This is a genomic window from Aquimarina sp. EL_43, from assembly GCF_943422735.1.
GTDB lineage: Bacteria > Bacteroidota > Bacteroidia > Flavobacteriales > Flavobacteriaceae > Aquimarina > Aquimarina megaterium.
On record NZ_CALSBR010000001.1, the window covers coordinates 3148061 to 3167043 of the forward strand.

The 18983-nt window shown below is 32.5% G+C and carries 12 protein-coding genes and 1 pseudogene; 6 read left to right on the forward strand and 7 right to left on the reverse strand.

Annotated features, from left to right (window positions below):
- Positions 1-85 precede the first annotated feature (85 nt).
- Complete coding sequence (locus NNL09_RS13355; RefSeq protein WP_025666629.1) at positions 86-466, forward strand: hypothetical protein; 381 nt, start codon at positions 86-88, stop codon at positions 464-466.
- Between the two features lie 94 nt (positions 467-560).
- Here the strand turns inward: NNL09_RS13355 and NNL09_RS13360 are convergent, their stop codons facing one another.
- Positions 561-1331 (reverse strand): hypothetical protein, encoded by a 771-nt coding sequence (locus NNL09_RS13360; RefSeq protein ID WP_254514252.1) that lies wholly within the window; start codon positions 1329-1331, stop codon positions 561-563.
- A 444-nt stretch (positions 1332-1775) separates the two neighbouring features.
- Between NNL09_RS13360 and lodA the strand changes: the two genes are divergently transcribed.
- Genes lodA through NNL09_RS13375 form a run of 3 tightly spaced genes read left to right on the forward strand, consistent with a single transcriptional unit; the run spans position 1776 to position 6638 of the window.
- A complete protein-coding gene (lodA, locus tag NNL09_RS13365) occupies positions 1776-3824 on the forward strand; it encodes a CTQ-dependent lysine 6-oxidase LodA (protein ID WP_196909545.1) in 2049 nt (682 codons plus the stop codon).
- A gap of 4 nt (positions 3825-3828) precedes the next feature.
- The gene (lodB, locus tag NNL09_RS13370; RefSeq protein ID WP_196909546.1) at positions 3829-4971 is read left to right on the forward strand and encodes a lysine-epsilon-oxidase maturase LodB; all 1143 of its coding nucleotides are present in this window, start codon (positions 3829-3831) and stop codon (positions 4969-4971) included.
- Positions 4971-6638 (forward strand): FAD-dependent oxidoreductase, encoded by a 1668-nt coding sequence (locus NNL09_RS13375; protein WP_196909547.1) that lies wholly within the window; start codon positions 4971-4973, stop codon positions 6636-6638. The genes lodB and NNL09_RS13375 overlap by 1 nt, the downstream gene beginning before the upstream one ends.
- 201 nt (positions 6639-6839) lie before the next feature.
- Here the strand turns inward: NNL09_RS13375 and NNL09_RS13380 are convergent, their stop codons facing one another.
- Complete coding sequence (locus NNL09_RS13380; protein ID WP_196909548.1) at positions 6840-7550, reverse strand: bifunctional 2-polyprenyl-6-hydroxyphenol methylase/3-demethylubiquinol 3-O-methyltransferase UbiG; 711 nt, start codon at positions 7548-7550, stop codon at positions 6840-6842.
- 70 nt (positions 7551-7620) lie between these two features.
- Here NNL09_RS13380 and NNL09_RS13385 point away from each other — a divergent pair, with 70 nt between their 5' ends.
- On the forward strand, positions 7621-8115 hold the full coding sequence (locus NNL09_RS13385; RefSeq protein WP_025666635.1) for a YkgJ family cysteine cluster protein: 495 nt from the start codon (positions 7621-7623) through the stop codon (positions 8113-8115).
- Positions 8116-8210: 95 nt separating this feature from the next.
- On the opposite strand, the gene NNL09_RS13390 is transcribed toward NNL09_RS13385, so the two are convergent.
- Positions 8211-8891, reverse strand: a complete 681-nt coding sequence (locus NNL09_RS13390; protein WP_196909549.1) for a Lipl32 family lipoprotein — start codon at positions 8889-8891, stop codon at positions 8211-8213.
- A 443-nt stretch (positions 8892-9334) separates the two neighbouring features.
- Here NNL09_RS13390 and NNL09_RS13395 point away from each other — a divergent pair.
- A pseudogene (locus tag NNL09_RS13395) lies at positions 9335-9783 on the forward strand (YkgJ family cysteine cluster protein); the annotation flags it as partial.
- Positions 9784-9883: 100 nt separating this feature from the next.
- Here the strand turns inward: NNL09_RS13395 and NNL09_RS13400 are convergent.
- The 4 genes from NNL09_RS13400 to NNL09_RS13415 all read right to left on the reverse strand — a co-directional run bounded on the left by NNL09_RS13400 (position 9884) and on the right by NNL09_RS13415 (position 18969).
- Positions 9884-11113: a hypothetical protein gene (locus NNL09_RS13400; RefSeq protein WP_196909550.1), complete on the reverse strand. Its 1230-nt coding sequence runs from the start codon at positions 11111-11113 to the stop codon at positions 9884-9886.
- A 250-nt stretch (positions 11114-11363) separates the two neighbouring features.
- The gene (locus NNL09_RS13405; RefSeq protein WP_196909551.1) at positions 11364-13037 is read right to left on the reverse strand and encodes a leucine-rich repeat domain-containing protein; all 1674 of its coding nucleotides are present in this window, start codon (positions 13035-13037) and stop codon (positions 11364-11366) included.
- A 333-nt stretch (positions 13038-13370) separates the two neighbouring features.
- Positions 13371-18179: a hypothetical protein gene (locus NNL09_RS13410; RefSeq protein ID WP_196909552.1), complete on the reverse strand. Its 4809-nt coding sequence runs from the start codon at positions 18177-18179 to the stop codon at positions 13371-13373.
- A gap of 352 nt (positions 18180-18531) precedes the next feature.
- Positions 18532-18969, reverse strand: a complete 438-nt coding sequence (locus NNL09_RS13415) for a hypothetical protein (RefSeq protein ID WP_025666639.1) — start codon at positions 18967-18969, stop codon at positions 18532-18534.
- Positions 18970-18983: the final 14 nt, after the last annotated feature.

An 18983-nucleotide genomic window follows, 5' to 3' on the forward strand; every position in this document is an offset into this window, starting at 1 on the left:
AAACTGCATAAAAAGTTACAAAACTTTGTAACCAAAAAGTGGATTTTTTATCTAAAAACCGAATAACAAAAAAATATTTGAAATTATGGATTCGCAGATTAAGACAGTTTTTACACTACTAAAATATACATATGGTCTTGTGCCCATAGTTGCCGGATTAGACAAATTTACCAATATACTTACAGATTGGAGCCAGTATGTTTCTCCTGGATTTGCAGCTATATTACCTTTTGAAGCCAAAACATTTATGAGTATTGTAGGGGTGATCGAAATTATAGCAGGTATTTTAGTGCTTTATCGTCCCAAGATAGGCGGATATGTAGTTATGGGATGGCTATTAGCTATAGCATTAACTCTTCTATTTAGCGGGCATTATATTGATGTAGCCGTAAGAGATGTTGTGATGGCAATAGGAGCACTCTCATTAGTAAAACTAGCAAGTTCTATAGTAGAACAAAAAGTATAAGCAGATTAGAAAAGAGAAAGATTAGCGTATTAGGAATGCCAGTGATTTTTTTCAAGAAAGCATCATCAGTATAAAAGGGTGGTGCTTTCTTATTTTACTTTCCTCCATTTGCTTGCAGATCGGCAATGCATTGGGCATCTAGTTCTGGGATTACATCACCCATACCCATCATCCCGCTACCAAATTCTATTGCGGCTTCCATCAAACAGTTTGATACATTACAGTGATTACTCGCATCTGGATCTTCATGCTCAGATTGTAAAGGAGTACCGAGGTTTACCAGCCCCATTAGATGAGAGAATTCATGGTTTAGCGTAGCAGTTTCTATGGCGCTAAGAGAAGGAGAATTTGGCCTTACGCTTAATGCGCGTAATGTACCTTCATAAATTACCATCGAAGTATTTAGGTACGCAGAACCTAAAGTTACTTGCTCATTAGTGTCATTTTCTTTACTTCCATCTGCAAAATATACATATACAGTGATATCATCTTCCTTATTAAATAGTGTTCTGGTAGCGTTTTCTATTTCTGCAATCTCTTCAATAGAAAAAGGGGCTTTACCAGAAGAAGGTATAGAACGTTGTGTAATGGTAATTCCGTCGGGCTTAAATAATCGATCTTGTAAAAATTCTCTAAACCCTTGTATTGCTTGTGAGGTTGGTTCGAATCCTTGTACAGCTACGATCTCAATAGTTATGCTATTAAAATTGGTTGCACTTAGCAGGTCATTTGCAGAGCTACCTAGAGGTTTTTTGTTGTTTGCCTGTAAGGCGTTTGTAACTAGTGTGTTATCGTCGTCATCAGAACATCCAATGAGAATAAAAGAAGAGATCAACAGGTAACCAAAGAGCTTTGTTATTTGCACAGGATTTCTTTTTAAAGAGGTTATGACTAGTAAATAAACGAATTTACATCGCTTCTTATTTCTAGTTTAAGGTTGTTTTGTTAAATGATTTCTTTGCCACAAAGATTGTACCATCAATGTTGTTAGGAAAGCTTTGGTCTTTGAGGAACTGTGTATGTGTCTGGTTTTAAGAAATTTGTGAGAGCGAAGCTAAATGCAGATCTATAACCGTATTTATACGTGTTTTTACAGATAAAGACATTTTTTTAGAATTTTCAATAGTATTGAAGGCTGATTTTTAAGTACATTTAATATAGGAATGCTTTTCATATTAAACTTATGAAAGCCTTATTTTTTTGAAAAATGAATATAGTTACAAACATGTAAATAGCATTTTCTAGAAAAAATCTTTTTAAACATATTCTAGATCTTAAAACCAAAAATTAACCAAAAAATTAAAATCAAATGCAATTATCCATTCACCCATCTATTGGAGTTGCCCGATTAGGAAACAGTACAACCGAACTTTGTTTATCACCAGATCAGATAGGAGGACTTCCTTTTGATTGTGATGAACATGGGAATCTAACAGGGCCAATTAAAGAATTTAAAGATGCTAAAGGTCTTATTAAAAGACAGGGTCAACCTTTTAAAATATTTGATGAAAATCAGAATGAAATCACTCTGGATTCTGAGCATATCAAATCCATTGAATGGACGGTACATTTGGCGAATAAAAAAGCAGCATGGTATCAGTTTAGTGAACTTGAAGGAAATTTATTATTCGGTCTTGAAAACAGTTATGAAAATCGTGGAGTACCCTTACGAAATCCTGATACGACCGATAGACAAACCTTAATTATAGATCCAGGGCCTAGAACTATCCTGGGAAAGAATCAATCAATCGCTTTTGATAAAGAAAATGTACCAAATGGATATCCGGCACGATTCCCTCCTTCAAAGGTAAAATATGGATTACCTGTAGAGAAATTAGGAGATTTATTGACAGATGATAAAGGACGACTCATTGTATTTGGTGGATACGGGCATGCAGGAGGAAATGAACCCTTAACAAGTTATGGAGGCTCTAATACTTGGCACGATGATATTTCAGATGGAACGGTATATTGTACCGTTACAGATACAGATGATAATGAATATAAGCTTTCAGCGTGGGTGATTATAGGATCTCCTGATTTTGCTCCAGAGATTGTAAATATTTCTACCCTAAGTGATACGATGTTTGATGTTGGGGTGCGTAATTTTGATTTGGATCCAGATATGTATTCAAAGACTACAGGTGAATGGAACACCAGTTTTATTGTAGATTTTAAAAGAGACATACTTCCTATTATCAATAGGATAAGTCGTTACCAATGGGTTTCCAACGTTCAGTCGATGATGGCATTTACTAGTAATATTTTTGATTTTTCAGATCCATCAGATGGAAATAAAGAAAACCGTAAGCAATATCTATCTTATTTCAGAAACAATGATGCCCAACCGCCAGTGCCTCCACATTTACCACAACAACAATTGTTTAAAGAAAATGAAGGTGATATTTTTCCGATGATGCCATTGAATTCTGGTAGTAATTCTGTAAGCAATATCAATGTCAATAAATTTATGGCATTAAATGAAACCCAATTGTTTTTATTAGAACAATGGGCAGAAGGAAAATTTGTTAATAATGAAACTCCACAAGAATATCCTGTTAACCCAATGGATACGGTAGCAGTAGGAAACTGTGTAGGGTTACCGATGTGTCCTGGTATTGAAGTTACATGGAGTATGCAAAATGATGTAATTTATGAGGCACCATATGTAATCAAACAGTATGAAAATGAAGAGTATTATGTGCAACATGGATTGAACCCTTCTAGAGATGAGAGTGAAGGTGGTGGTTGTGAACCTGGAGATTTAACCAAAAGAATGGCATGCCCATGGCAAGCCGACTTTTTTCAATGTACAGTCCAGTATATCAATTTTACCGTACCCTCCATCAATAAAATAACACTTAGTAATGGGACTAATGTTCCGTTACCACCTACTTACTATACATATTGGTGGCCGCCACAAAGCCCTTGGGATGTGATCGTAGGTGAATTTACGGATAAGGGACAAGGACAAACGCACTTGCCTGCTGGACAACAGGTTAATTATGCCCGTGGTATCAACAGTTTTGTACAAATGGTGGAGTATTGGTATGCACTTGGGTTTATCAGAGATAAAAATGGGGCAACTCCAGGATATCCATACATTGTAGAGACCGAAAGAAATAATGAACAATTCTCTTATAAAGAAGTGCCCGTAGGAGAGATCACTGGAAATGATGCTGATAATGACACCACTATCCCCGTATTTTTTATTGAGCAGAATAAGCATGAAGTAAAAAAGAAAAGCAATAAGGCAAAACTATTGATAGAGCACTTAGAAATGGTCGTGTTTAATAAGATTGAAATAGCGCCAGAAGGGCTTGAAATGCCTCGATCTGGAACAAGAAGCAGAAGGTAATACAATGGCATATCAATTTAAAACAGATGTACTTATTGTAGGTGGAGGCCCAGCAGGGGCTTCCACCGCATTAAGTTTATTAGAATATTCGGATCTTAAGGTAACGATTGTTGAACAAAGTGATTTAGATACCTTAAGGGTAGGGGAACAGGTAAGTCCAGCAATATTTGACTTACTTGCTTATATGAATATCGACCGAACAGATTTTGAAACAAATAGCTTTATATATGGTTATAACCATGTAGCTGCCTGGGGTAGTGCTAACCTGTCCTCGAGGTATTCTATTTCAAGCACAGTAGAGGATAGTATACAACTGGATAGGAAAGCTTTTGATTTATTATTATTAGAACGAGCTGGCCAAAGAGGAGCAAGCATTTTACCCAGAACCAGATGTATTGATTTTAAGCAAACCAAAGAAGGAGACTGGACGATTGAACTTAAGCATAAAACCAAAGGTGATATTTTGGTAAAGACAAACTTTTTGGTCGATGCTACGGGACGGCAAAATGCTGTGTCCAGAAATTTGGGATTAAAACCCCTAAAAAGTGATGAATTAGTAGCAATAGGGACCTTTATAACTTTTGAAAAAGGAAAAGTGCCTGCACAAGAAGTGTTATTAGAAACAGTAGAAGAAGGTTGGTGGTACTGTGCTACCTTACCCAATGACAAAATAGGACTAACACTATTTACAGATGTAGGAATTGCAAAGGAAAAACAACTTCAGAAGACACATCAATTTAATCAATTACTTTTAAAAACTAGATATATCAAAAATAAAATAAAACAAGGGGTTTCATATCAATCGCCCTGGGTACGGAATGCTTTTTCAAAATTGATAGATATTACTCCTATAAAAAATTATATCGCTGTTGGTGATGCCATAGCGTCTTTTGATCCCATTTCTTCTATGGGAATTGGATTTGCCCTTAGTTCGGCTTGTCACGCTTCTAAAACGATCATTGATTTTGAAAATAACAGGGACGATACGTATAGATTAGATTATCAAAACAATATCAATACTATTTATAAAGATTACCAACAGACTAAAAATCAATTTTATACAACAGAACAACGTTGGAAAGAATCCGAATTTTGGCAACAAAGACTGATGAGTAATACTATAAAATCAAAAATAAAATCATACTGATGATACAAGAACCTTTACACACAGTTTCAGAACTACTGAAAGACAATATTGATGCATTTTTAAAAGAACTGAATAGCCATCTTCCTTCAAATATAACAATATCTACCAATTGGGGAGGATTAGATAACGTGTATAAACATAATAAGAATAGTCAAATTTTTAACAGAAGACTTCAATACAATCCTTTTGTTATCGTGTACTGCGAAAACGAATCTGATGTAGTAATTACGTATAAAGCAGCTATAGATAACAAATTACCAATTCGGGTTCGTGCTGGGGGACATGATCATGAGGGAGAATGCACGGGGACAAATGTGGTATTGATTGATGTTTCAAAAATGGCTTCGTTAACTATTGATCCGGTAACCAAGATTGCCAGTATAGGCCCAGGGATTCGCTTTCAAACGCTTACTTCTAAGCTTGCAGAACAAGATGTAATGATTCCACATGGTACTTGTGCCACTGTAGGAATCGCTGGCTTTACCATGGGAGGCGGCTGGGGGCCCTGGACTCGTAAAATGGGAATGTGCTGTGAACATCTTGTTGGGGCCAATATTCTATTGGGTGATGGAACCCTTCAAAAGCTGGATGTAAAAAATGGTTCTGTGCCTGAATTATTATGGGCACTTAGAGGAGGTGGAGGTATGAGCTATGGTATCATAACCGAATTACGTATACAAACCTTTACCTTACCCGCTGTACTACATCGTTTTGAGGTAGAATGGAATTGTTATGAAGATCAGAAACCAGATACATTAAATGAAGAGGTGCCAACAATTGAAATATTGCAAAAATGGGAAGAGTTAATCGAGTCACCAAATACTTCAAACCTTATAGGAACTAACTTGAAAATAAATGGGAGACCATGGGATACAGGAGAACCTGTAAATATCAACACAGTATATAATAATTGTGTTTTTTATGGATATTGGGAAGGAGATGAGAATAGCTTATGCAAGTTTATAGATGATTATCTTAAAGAAAAAGTTTCGCCTTATACTCTTACCATAGAACCGGCAACCGGAGCAGATTATGCACATAAAAACCAATATGGTTCCCATTTAATGGGGAACTGGGACCGGGAATCACACAACAAAATTTTAAATAAATTAGGGTTGCTTAGAGAAGGAACCCCTTTACAACCAGATTATGATATTCCTGCTCCTCATAAAATCACATCAAGATTAGTCAATAATGATGGATTAGATGCTCAAGGTAAAAATGGATACAAAGCCTTGTTCGAGAGTTTGTTTTCTAATCTTATTTTAGATGGTAACAGGAAATTGGGATTATTTACTTATGTGACTTTAGGAGCTATTGTTGGAGATTATTATATGAAACATGCAGAAAATACGGATAGTGCTTTTCCTTATAAGGACAAACTATATACTATACAATATCAATGCTGGTGGAATACGAAAAAAAAGGAGAAGGAAGAATTTCAAGATAACTTTGTGTATGATAGAACAAACCGTTCATTGGATTGGATAGAAACCAGTCGGGATTTTGATATTCCTAATACTTCAGGGGCTTTTATAAGCTTTAAAGATAGTTCAATCCCAACTAAAACTTATTTTGATAAAAGTTACGAACGTTTAAAAGAAATAAAAGAAACCTATTCCAAAGATCCATATAATCATTTTAGAACCCGAAAGACGATTATTTAAAATGGGATGAGACAAATTTCACTTGTTGAGTATTTGAACATGACCGCAAGGAGCTTTACCAGCGCTTCATTTTGCCCATCGCTATCTCGCTGTCGTGTTGCAATTCCTTGTACTTCGCAAAAAAAAAGCTCAGGCAGTGAGATTCTCACTGTAATCCTTCACGCAAAACATTTAAAATTTCTATACTTTGCCAAAGTAAAACTAAGCTAAGGTAAATTTAGCCAGGTAGTCGTTATTTTCTCCTTCAACTATTAATTCTGACAATAAGCCATTGGCATTAGCTGCATTTTGAAGGGTGTTATAATCAACATATAACCAATCAAACCATTCTGATTCTTGTTCTTTGTATTTTAATTTGTATTGCATTTCTCCATAATATCCAGCAGAGGCATCTACCCAAAAACCTCCATCGTCATCTTGAAAAAGATAGGAAATGTCTGATGAATCCATTAAAATTTGACCTCCCGGAGCAAGAAGTGTTTTAATATGAGTAAAAAAACGATCAATGTGATCCAAAGTGCCAATAATACCACTACCATTCATTAACAATAGTATGGTATCATACGTGACATTATTATGATCATAAATATCTTGTGCCATGGCATGATATACCCCTCTTTTTTTACAAACTTCGATAGCGCCTTCGGATATATCTATAGCTTTTACGTCTAACTTTTGATCATTTTGAAGAAACAAACTATGGCTTCCGGCACCACAACCTACATCTAGTACTTTTCCATATGAAAGCTCTAATGCCTTTTGTTCTATTTTGGGCATTTCGGTATACCCTCTAAATAGGTAAGGAATAGGGATATGATCATCATCAAAATCATTTGCCTGCACAATAATATCTTCTGTGTATTTTTTATTGTAAAAATCTTTGATGGCTTTTCCGAAGATATCTTTATTCATGAGATGCAGTTTGTGATTATAGGAAACGATACTTGGTAATCAGAACTCTCAAAAGTCTTACTTTTGTACTATGCAAGAATTCATAGATCAATTACCAAAACTGGCCAAAGATAAACATAACGAGAACAAAAAGTTCTTTGCTAAACTTAAAAAAAAATCGCCTAAACAACTGGATTATATCATGCAGGAGTTACATGATGAAGAGTTTAGTAATACAGATTGTTTAGAATGTGCGAATTGCTGCAAAACTACGGGACCGTTATTTACAGATAAAGATGTAGATCGGATTTCAAAATTTTTAAAAATTAAACCCAGGCAATTTGAAGATCAATACCTAAGAACAGATGAGGATGGAGACTTGATATTACAACAAACTCCATGTACTTTTCTTGGAGCCGATAATTACTGTGCAATTTATGAGGTAAGACCAAAGGCATGTAGAGAGTACCCTCATACGGATCGTAAAAAGTTTCAACAGATATCTAATTTAACGTTGAAGAATGTAGCAATTTGCCCTGCAGCTTATAATATTGTAGAAAAAATGAAATCTAAAATATCTTTATAGCCACATATATAAAACAGGTATTCCCATATATTCTTTTAAGAAACATATGGGAATAACCGCAAGTGTGTGCTTATTAAATTAGGATCTATATATTATTATCCCTTTTTTAACTCTTCGATAGTTTTGGCCATTATTACTCCTGGTAATTTGATAGGAGCGGCAACCTGAGCTAAGAAAGTACCTTTTACTTCACCAGTTTTGTATGTTGTAAAACCAATACGGTATAATCCAGCAGTTAATGCTTTAAGAGGGTCACCAACTTCACTTTTATATCTTAATAATGAATTGTAACTACTTCCGCTAGGCTGCTTAGGCATTTCACTACTGTCATCATTACGTTCTAGAACAGTCCAGTTAGCACTTTTTACAGCTTCTCCAGTAATTTTATCCTTGCTTATGATATCAGAACGCTCTAACGTAATATAAGTATCAAAGAAATCACTAGAACTTGCATTTTCTGTATATGCAGCAGATGCAGTAGCTCCTTTTATTTTATTTTTACCTACCGGAGACATCATTCTTATACCAAGTTCTGGAGCCACAGCAGGAACCCAAACATAGATATAATAAAATTTCTTGCCATCTTTTACCTCGTCTTCATTACCAGGTGCAGCATAACCAAGATATGTTACAACATCTGTATAAGGCACCTTTATAGTTTTTGGGCCTATCTTTTTTTCGGTTAAACCACCAAATTTCTTCAGTTTTTGCGCTTGAGCATCAATAGAAGTTCCTAAAGCAAATATGCTTAGTAAAATTAAAATTTTTGTTTTCATAAAGAATTGATTTGATTTTAGTGATAAATACACACACTTCTTATCACTATAGGTTAGTGTTGTGATAATCTATGATTATCGATTTAATTACAAATATGAGAGTTTATAATTAAAATAAAATATAAAAGATGATACAATTAATTTGAAATAATAATTTCTTTAATAACCAAATATTTTATCCCATTTTAATCCCTCTAGTATAAAGAGTTCTTTTTTCTAAAATCATGTGTTAATTATTTGTTAATTTTTTATGCAAGGATGGAGACAAATCTGAACTTTGTGATGAATTATTTTTTATTATAAACAATTATCAGAAAATGTGGTCGCAGGATCTTTTATCCAATTGATCATATAAAGAAGGTTTAGATGAATTGGTAGTTTTATTAGAAATTGAGTATTTATATTTAGTGCAAATGTCGATTGGATTATGATAAAACTTAAAAAAACTACTTAAAAAACCGGATCATATCATGCAAGAGTTACATGATGAAGAGTTTAGTAACACAGATTGTTTAGAATGCGTGAATTGGTGTGAAATTATTGATTCATTATTTAGTGATAAAGATGTAGAGGGGATTTTAAAGTTTTTAAAAATTAACCCCAGGCAATTTGAAGATCAATACCTGAGAACAGATGAGGATGGAGACTTGATATTACAACAAACCCTATGTACTTTTCTTGGAGCCGATAATTACTGGGCGATTTATGAGGTAAGACCAAAAGCATGCCGGGAGTATCACATACAGACCGTAAAAAGTTTCAACAGATATCTAATTTAACGTTGAAAAATGTAGCAATTTGTCCTGCAGCTTATAATATTGTAGAAAAAATGAAATCTAAAATATCTTTATACATAAGCGTATATACAATTACTCCTATATGTAATTCATAAACATATAGGAGTAATCTTGAATATGGGTCTAAGCAAATAATTGTTTTCTTATAAGTTTTTTTTATTTCTTACAAAAAAACTTAAGGATTTAGAGACCAATTTATTTATTAATGTTTTTACAATTTATTTCAGATATATGAATATAACTATTATATCTAGTGCTTCCATATTTTCCACCTCCTTCATAAGTACGAAATAATTTTCCTTCATATACTTGACAAGTACCATCCTTTGCTTTAGTAGCAACTTGTACGGTAATCCTTTTCTCTAAAGGAACTCCCAAGGCATTTTTTTCTACAATCCAATTACTATACAAAACAACACGTTGAATTGTTCCATATTTAGAAGTATTATGGTGTTTCTGTTTAATAGTTGCTATTAAATTAGCATTATTGTATCCAGGGGTTTCCATTCTAAAAGAGTCTATTATACGCTGTCTGTACTGCTCAAAATAACGATCGTATTCGCCACTATCTATATAGGTGTTCAACTTTTGTTTTTGTGTTATGAGCATATTTTTGATATCATCCACCCATGATTTATCCTTTACTCCTTGATATATATCGGCATCGTCCTTAAATAATTTTAAAGTTTTATCTACTACTTGTATAGCTGTTTTAGGCCTCATTTTCCACTCATCATCATTAAATGATTTATACGCTAACTTCTCTATTACATATTTTTTGTACTTAGGAGCTATTTCATTTGTTAATGTATTTTCAAAGTAGTTATCCACATTAGAGATGTCAGCTTCTGCTTTAGGATCAGAAATCCCCATGTTTTGATAAGCTTCTTTATGCGCCTCATATTCTTTGTAATTAGGGAATTCTAATGACCCCTTTTTTATTCTGTCTACACTATTACTAATTCTTTCTAAATGCCATAAAGATTTATTTCCACCATCTCTAAGAGCAATTTCATCATCGACCAATTTTTTGTATTTATCATACTCTGTTGTGAATTCTGGAATCCTCTTGCTATCTGAATAAAAATTATTGAGAGTGGTTAATTTTTGATCTAATGCAAATAATGCATCCTTTATTTCTTCTTTCGTATGTTTCTTAACATTTTCATTAGAAATAAAAATAGATTTTAAAATATCTATTTTTTCTACTGTTGATTTTTCAATTTTTAAAGTTTTTGGATCTGTGCCGGACACATTTTGATCCAATGAAACATTTTTTGTTGAAGTTTTAGATGAATTGGTAGCTTTACCAGGTTTTTTTTTAAGAATTTTTGATGTTTTCGGTTTCTTAATTTTTGGAAATTGCGCATTTACATTTAGCGCAAAGGTTATTAATATTAAGGTAAGAATAATTTTTAATTTCATTTTCATCTTTTTATTTAGTGGGCTGTAAATGTTGATTTGATTATCATGAAACTTGAAACTTTTTTGGATTACTGTGATTATAATAACAATAAGATCAAAAAGTATACAATTATGATATTTGAAACATGCTTTCTCAAAACATTTACTTCATATTATATTTGATTCAATTTTAGTTAAATTTTTATACAATGATGAAGTCAAATCTGAACTTTGTGATGAATGCCTGGTAAATAGTGATGAATTGTTTTTATTATAAACAATTATCAGAAAATGTGGTCGCAGGATCTTTTATCCAATTGGTAAGATTTGCAGCATTAGGGTCATCTACATCAACGCAATTAAGAGAAGGATTATTAGAGATATCTACTTCATTTATAGAAGCACTACGTCCATTTTTTAAATTTAGAGAAGTCAATGCATTACCAGAACAGTATAGTTGTGATAAAACACGATTTTCACTCAAATCCAAGCTGGTTAATGTATTATTACGACACTCAAGAAAACCTAAAGCAGTATGTTTTTTTAGATCCAGGCTGTTTATTGTGTTATTATTACATTTAAGTATATGTAGATTAATAATGTTACTTAGATCCAGATTGTTAAGTTGGTTATCTGTACAATCGAGCCGTTTTAAATCGGGATTATTGCTTAGATCAAGACTGGTAAGTTGGTTGTTACCACAAATCAGCCAATCTAATATTATGTTATTATTCACATTTAGATTGGTAAGCTGATTATTGTTACAGTAGAGTTCAATCAAAGCAATATTACTACTAAGATCTAAGGTAGTAAGTTGATTATCATTGCATTTTAACCATTTTAGAGCAGTAGTATTGCTTAAGTCTAAATTAGTAAGTTGATTATTTTCACACTCTAGTGAAGTCAATACCGTGTTATTACCCAGAATTAAACCAGTAAGTCGATTGTTAGAGCAATAAAGCCATTCTATAGCGGTATTGGTACTTAAATCCAAATTGATAAGTCGATTATTTTGACAATAAAGTTCATCTAAATTTGTGCTATTGTCGATATCTATATTAGTGAGTTGATTCCCTGAACAATTTAAGTAGGTTAAAGCTATAGTATTACTTAGATGTAAATCTGTCAATTGATTGGATGCGCAGTTAAGATAAACTAAATCCTTATTACTTCTAAGGTCTAAATTTGCCAATTGATTACCTGAACATTCTACCCTAATCAACGCTTTATGTTTACTTAAATCTATAGATGTGATTTGATTACTTCCAAAATCTAAGTAGGCTAGAGCTGCATTATTACTTAGATCTAAACTGGTAAGTTGATTGTTACGGCAATCCAGAGACACTAATTTGGTGTTTTTACTTAAATCTAGACTGGTAAGTTGATTACCATAAATCGATAAATGAGTTAAAGCGGTAAAATATTCAATCTCAGATACATTAGAAATTTGACTCCCTCTTAATACTAAAGTTTCTGAAGATTCTGCTTCTTTATAACTTATTTCTCCATCCTTATTTTTATCGATACCAAACAAGCCTCCTACTAATGCATTTTTAAAATTAGGATCTGCAAAAACAATATTTTCAATATTTCTTAGTGTTATCGTTATACTCGCTTCTGCTACATTATTTACGGATACAATACCTGTAAGTTTTGTTCTGTATTCATAATTATATAATATAGGGTTATTAACAGTAAGTTTTCCTGTAATAACATCTATGGTAAAAGAACCATAGGGATCTTCGCTTTTAAGACTATACTTTATGGTTTCTCCATTATCTGCTACAGCTTGTATAAAACCCAATTCTTGTCCTTCTATGGGGTGATCATCTATGGTGACTTCAAAATTTTTTACAGTAATATGAACTTGATCATCATCACTAGAACACCCTATTGCAACTATGATGTAAATAAGTAATAGAAAAAGAATTTTTAAATTTTTCATGTGTTTATTTTATGGTTTCAATTAAGATTTATCATAAAAAAACTGTTAGAATACATTACAACAGAATCATTAACCTAATCGATTAACTTTGCTGTATTAAGGTCATCTATCTGTATACAATCAACAATCTAGAGTTAGTTATTTGTGGTTGTAAAACAATAGGATAAAAAGCAAGATGTTTGATACCACAAAAACACAAGGGACATTTTGTGTATTAAATATTCATTTTGAATATTGTTTTCGATTTCTTTGATATAAAAATAATGAATAAATATCAATTAGTATTTGGAAAGATTTCTTAAAGAAAATGAAGAAGGAAAAGGCAGTTAAAAACTAGCTGTTACTGCCTTCTTCTAAATCATTGATTATTCCTTTATTGGTAGAGACCTCATCCAACATTTCTGAAGAATGTCCATTTTGTTTAGCTTTTTGTACATAGTTTAAGGCTTCTTTTGGGTTTTTAAGTTTATAATATATCTCTGCAATATTGGCGAGGTACATAGGTTCATTGGTGGCGGTTAGCGCAGCGTTTTTAAAATAAGGTAATGCTTCTTCATAGCGTTTTTCAACATCTAATGCACAACCTGTAAGATTATATAACCGTGCGAGTGTTGCAGCATCATGAGACGCTTTTTTGATATACTCCTCTTGTTTTTCGAGATATGTAGGAATTCCCTCTTTTAACCAAAGTAGGCGTGCTTTTAAGAAATACACCTGGCCAAATTCTGGATCTATTTTTAGAATAGCATCTCCTTTTTTCTCTGCCAATTCGAGGTCTTTATTCTTTAAATCATTCCAGGCAGCCTGAAGCAGTGCGAACTTACTTTTTTCTTTGATGTTGTATAAATCAATTTCTTCAGAGAATTTGTCTTTGTTACCAGCGATAGCTTCGACAATGATTTCGGCCATACTTGCCAGTTCTGGTCTTTTCTGGATATGCTTGTAGGTGTAATGAATGAAGTTGAAAGCTAATAACCTGTCATGATCATAATTTTCATCTTTGGCGATGTTTCTCGATAGTTTTTGGATGAACATATTCTTAAAATCCTCTCCATAAATGTGCTCTCCCTGTTCAAATAATACATCTATAGTAGTATACCATGATTTTTTATAAGGCTCGGGTTCTATGGTATTATCCCAAATAGGTTTTTCTTCTTCAGATTCAAAACTTTGTAGTATGCGTTTAACCTGTTGTTTTCGATATAACTGTAACAAGAATGTTTCTTCGCTTTCATAGTCATCATCTCCAAAAAGATCGTCATCATATTTCTCATTATATTGTTTAACAGAATTTGCTCTAGAAATCAATTCCTCTGGAAATTTTTCGTGCCCTAATTTAATAAGCATATCACATACGGGAACAATCATATTTTTTATACGATGATTTTGTTTTATATCAGTGTCAGATTCAAATTGCTCAAAAATTTCTAATAGATCCTTTTCAAATGGCCTTATTGCAGCCAAGGGGAGTTTAGAGATGTTTATTATACTTCTATGGCTATCACCGATATAGTTATAATAATCAAGAATATCATACGTGTCGGTTAACAATTTTTTGATATAATTGTAGATAGATTTATGAGAATATATTTTATAGCGATAAGCCAACCTTGCTCTTAAAGATTCATTATCTAGTGCATCAAAAATATCTAATAAGAATGTTTTAATTTCGGGATCTTCAGAAAACTCCTCCCATAGACCATATCTGTTATTCACCAGGATTGATATGTATCCTTCTTTTATATTCAGAACATCTGGTGTTTTTTCTAATACAGGTTTTGGAATACTGTATTTTGCACCATTCAACATGATATTTTTAACAATTTTTCTGTCGGGATGAGAAGTAATGATTTGAAGGGCCTGAGCTTTTAATCTTTGAATAGCAGTCGAAGAATCATTTTCTTTTTGTTTTGGCTCAAAAACTGGTCCGTGAATATACGTCGATGTTATTTTGTTGTTGTCTGAAGAGGCGAGAAGGTTTTTAGCGTTATCTTTTGGCTTTTTTGGATTAATTAGTTGTAGTAATTCTTCAAAAACACTTTCTTCATTAACCATTCTGTTTTCTAATTGTTTAATCAGATTATCATTACTACTAAGTATAATATCTCTAACAGTCTTAGGATCTTGTGACGCACTGATTTTGCGATAAGGATTCCAATTATGATCGGGGAATTCTAAATATCTGGATTTGTTATTTACAAGTATCGAAACGTGTTTTGAAGTCATTGTGTTAAAGCTATCATTCGAGATAATTTTATCCATAACACGATTTAGATCATAATTTATTTTCATGATCTGAGGATCAAAATTAATATCCAAAGTATCAGAGAAATATGGATAAATGTTAAATTCAGAATAGACCATAGGAAGTTCAGATCCCTCATGAAAACCAGATACTATTGCAGGACTTGAGCATTCCTGAAAAGAAAGTGATATCGCTCCATAATCAGGCCTGTGTTCCAGAATTACTTTTCCAATATTAAAATCGGGATGATGTTCTATCAAATGTTCGAAACACTCAATAGCCATATTTTCTAATATATCCTGAACATCAAATTCCTGTTTCTTTTGAGTAAGGTTTTTGTCTTTTTCTAAAATACAGATATCATACTGAGTAAAACCTATAACAATATCTTCATCATACATTGTTGCCATGTTATAGGTTAATCGTTCGTTATATGAATTCTCCTTGTTTAGACTTTCTAACCAATTAACCAGAGTAATCTCACCATCATCATGTTTGTGAAGTGTAGTAAATAGAAAATCATTACCAGTACTGCATAAGGGAATATTAGGTTTTTCTGAAAAATAATAAATAGGAGCAAGGTCATCCCAGTTATAACAAACAAATTTCGGGTCAGCAGGGTTACTTATATCTATTACAGATCGGGAGACCATATAATGTTCAAAAAACTCTACGTGCATATTACCAGGTGTCTTATCTTCTATAATACTGGATAAATATGTGGGATTACTTTTATCTTGGATATCTAGTAGTAGAACTAAGCCAGCACCAGCACCCACAACTAGCAGGTTATCGTTAATATGAAGACTATACCCACTTTCTATAAATACATCTGAAGAAATTGGGTCTGCATCGGGATTAGAAAGATCAAAGATTTCAAGATATTCATTATTACAAACATATAAATGACCATCTGAAATATTGAGATTACCATATTTTGGCACTTTTTTAGTATTTCTGATGCTACCTTCTATTGGGATAATAGAATTTCCCTGGATTTGATATCTTACGATTCCTCTATCATGATCTGATATATATACTACTTCATTATGGTAAGAATAGTGGTATCTTTTTTTCTTATCTAACTCGATGATACTATGTTTTACTAACACATGAGTATCTGTAATTTCTGCTGTAAAAAGTTCTTTATCACCATTTACTGCGATGAATTGATTTTTGCTAATAGGTACAGCCCAATTTAGATTAACATCTTCAATTTTATGAGTTAGGTAATAACAATCTTTATAAGGTACTTTTTGTATTGCTTGTTTATCTTTTTCTGGGATAACAAGAGAAGAGATTTTTACTTTGGATTTAAAATCTTCTTTTTCTTTCTTTTTTGCTAAGTAATTATCATACGCTTGAAGCATATATGGAGAATCTGTAAACTCTTTTTTGAATAGTGTATTATGGGTATCACTAGAAAAGGAAATATTCTGAAAACAATATAATGCACTTTCTTTTTCTTCAAGAATTGTATATAAACGGGTTAATGCTATCGCTGCTCTGTTTGCCGAAGAATACCCTTTGTTTTCTGACATAAAAGAAATGAGCTCATCTTTCAACCTATTAAGCTCATCTTTCTGGTCTTGATATAATCGAATATCAAATAACCATTTTGGCAATAATGCATCTTTTTTTGCTCTTTTATTTTCTATAGAATCATAACACTCATCAAATTCTTCTTTGCGATTAAGGAAATATAAGTTCTCTAGTAGATGTACTTTATAATGATCTGATAATTGTTTTATAGATTTAAGGATTGCTGTCGATTCTTCATACCGTCCTTCAGAAAATAACCTGGCTGTTAAGAATTTTTGCAGATTAGAATAGTTTTTATTGGTATCAGGTAAAAGTTCTAGTGTTTTTCTGAAAGCTTTTTCACCATAATTATAAAGTTTTTCTTCTGCTTTATATGAGATATCCAGATTATGTTCCTGTATAGTATTTAACCATTTCGTAAAATTGGATTCGTTATTGATAGGATCGGGAACTTGCGAAGGATCTATTATTTTATCCGGAAACTGTGCCATGAATTCATCAAAGGCATTAAAAAAAGCTTCTTCTGATAAATCACCTTCTTCTTCTTCGATATGACCCCCATCTAGTTTCCAATCTTCGAATTCATCGGTTAATCTAAAGGTAGCCTTTTCTCTTTCTTTAGATTGTATAAAGCTATACTCGATGTTTTTGATATCATAGGTGTATATATTACTTTCTTCTTCAGGCCCTTCATAGATATTACTTTCTGGATAAAACAAATAAAAACCAGTGTTATAAAACTTTAAGTAGGGATAAGTTAATTTTGATTGAGGTAAGGTAAGCATCACATTATAAAAAGGACCAGAACCATTTGGATGGTTAAAAGCTAATATTCTTACATTACCGTCCTGTTTAAAAGTGAGTTTGTGTGTCACAAAACCCACAACATGTTTGAAATCTTTTTGGGTATAAGAAGTAGCTACTTTTTTTATAGCATTTTCAATTTGAGAAATCAATTCTTCTCGTAAACATATTAAGTAGTTCTTATATAATTGGTCAGATATATGATTAAAAGTAAGCGCAGGCTTTATTTTTGTATATTTTTTATCCTGTTCAGTTGCCTGATCAATAAAAGAAATGTCTAATTTCTCTCTTTTCTCAAAAGCTTTATCTGCAATGTCTAACCATTCTGATATTGAAATTGTACCAATATCTGCAGCATCACTACTATATCCGGTACCATAATAATATTCATCCCAATCATTGTTATAAGTTACTTTAAGTACATCAAAGTTCGTAGTAGGCGAAATGATAATCATTCGTAGTTCTTCGGGATTAATTTTACCTGATGCAATAGCCTGATCTATGATTTCTTTAAGTTGTTTTTGGATCGATGTAGTGATGTTTAATTGCATAGCATTTTTTCTATAGATTAGTGTTGTGATAATTTATAATCTAGTTGCAAAATATGAGAATTTATTATTAGGATTAAATATCTTATTTACATTTAATTATATTACTATCGATAAGTATAAAATTGTTTTCAATTTTAACAAGATAGTTTGATCTTGTTGGCTCTATAAGAGGGTTTACTTGTTCTCTATTTCTATCTGTTTTTCTTTGTCTATTGTTGCAATTCGTATGATTGTTAATCCTTTCATTCTCTTTTTTCAAAAGTCCTTTTTACAAAAACCACAAACCAAGCATACTTTTTTGCAATACCAGAAGAAATATAGAAACCTGAATTCAATTATTTCTATATTCTTACTATATAAAGAATAAGAAAGAGGCCACAATCTGCCAGCAACCAATAATGATTCCTAAAACTCCTAACTTACCTTGTTTTGATGCTGACTTTTCTCTTAATTGATTTGCTTTTTCCTTTGTAGCTCTATTTTTGGATAAGAAAAACTTATTAATTGAACGGAAAACCAACATGAAACCTAATAGGGCTTCCATAATATTCCCAACTAATATAGTGATCCACCAGATAGGAAATGTTGTAATCCATTCTAGATTTAAAGTTGCCGAAATGACTCCCCATACACCCCAGAAGCAGAATATGATTCCGATTATAAGTCTGATCAAGCTTGGCAACGGTTCAATTTTTTCTAAAAATTCTTTTGCCTTTGGTGTTTTTGATAGCAATAATGATGGCGCTATTACTATAATGCTTAATAAAATCAATGTGATTCCTCCAGCCATAGTTTTTAGTTTTA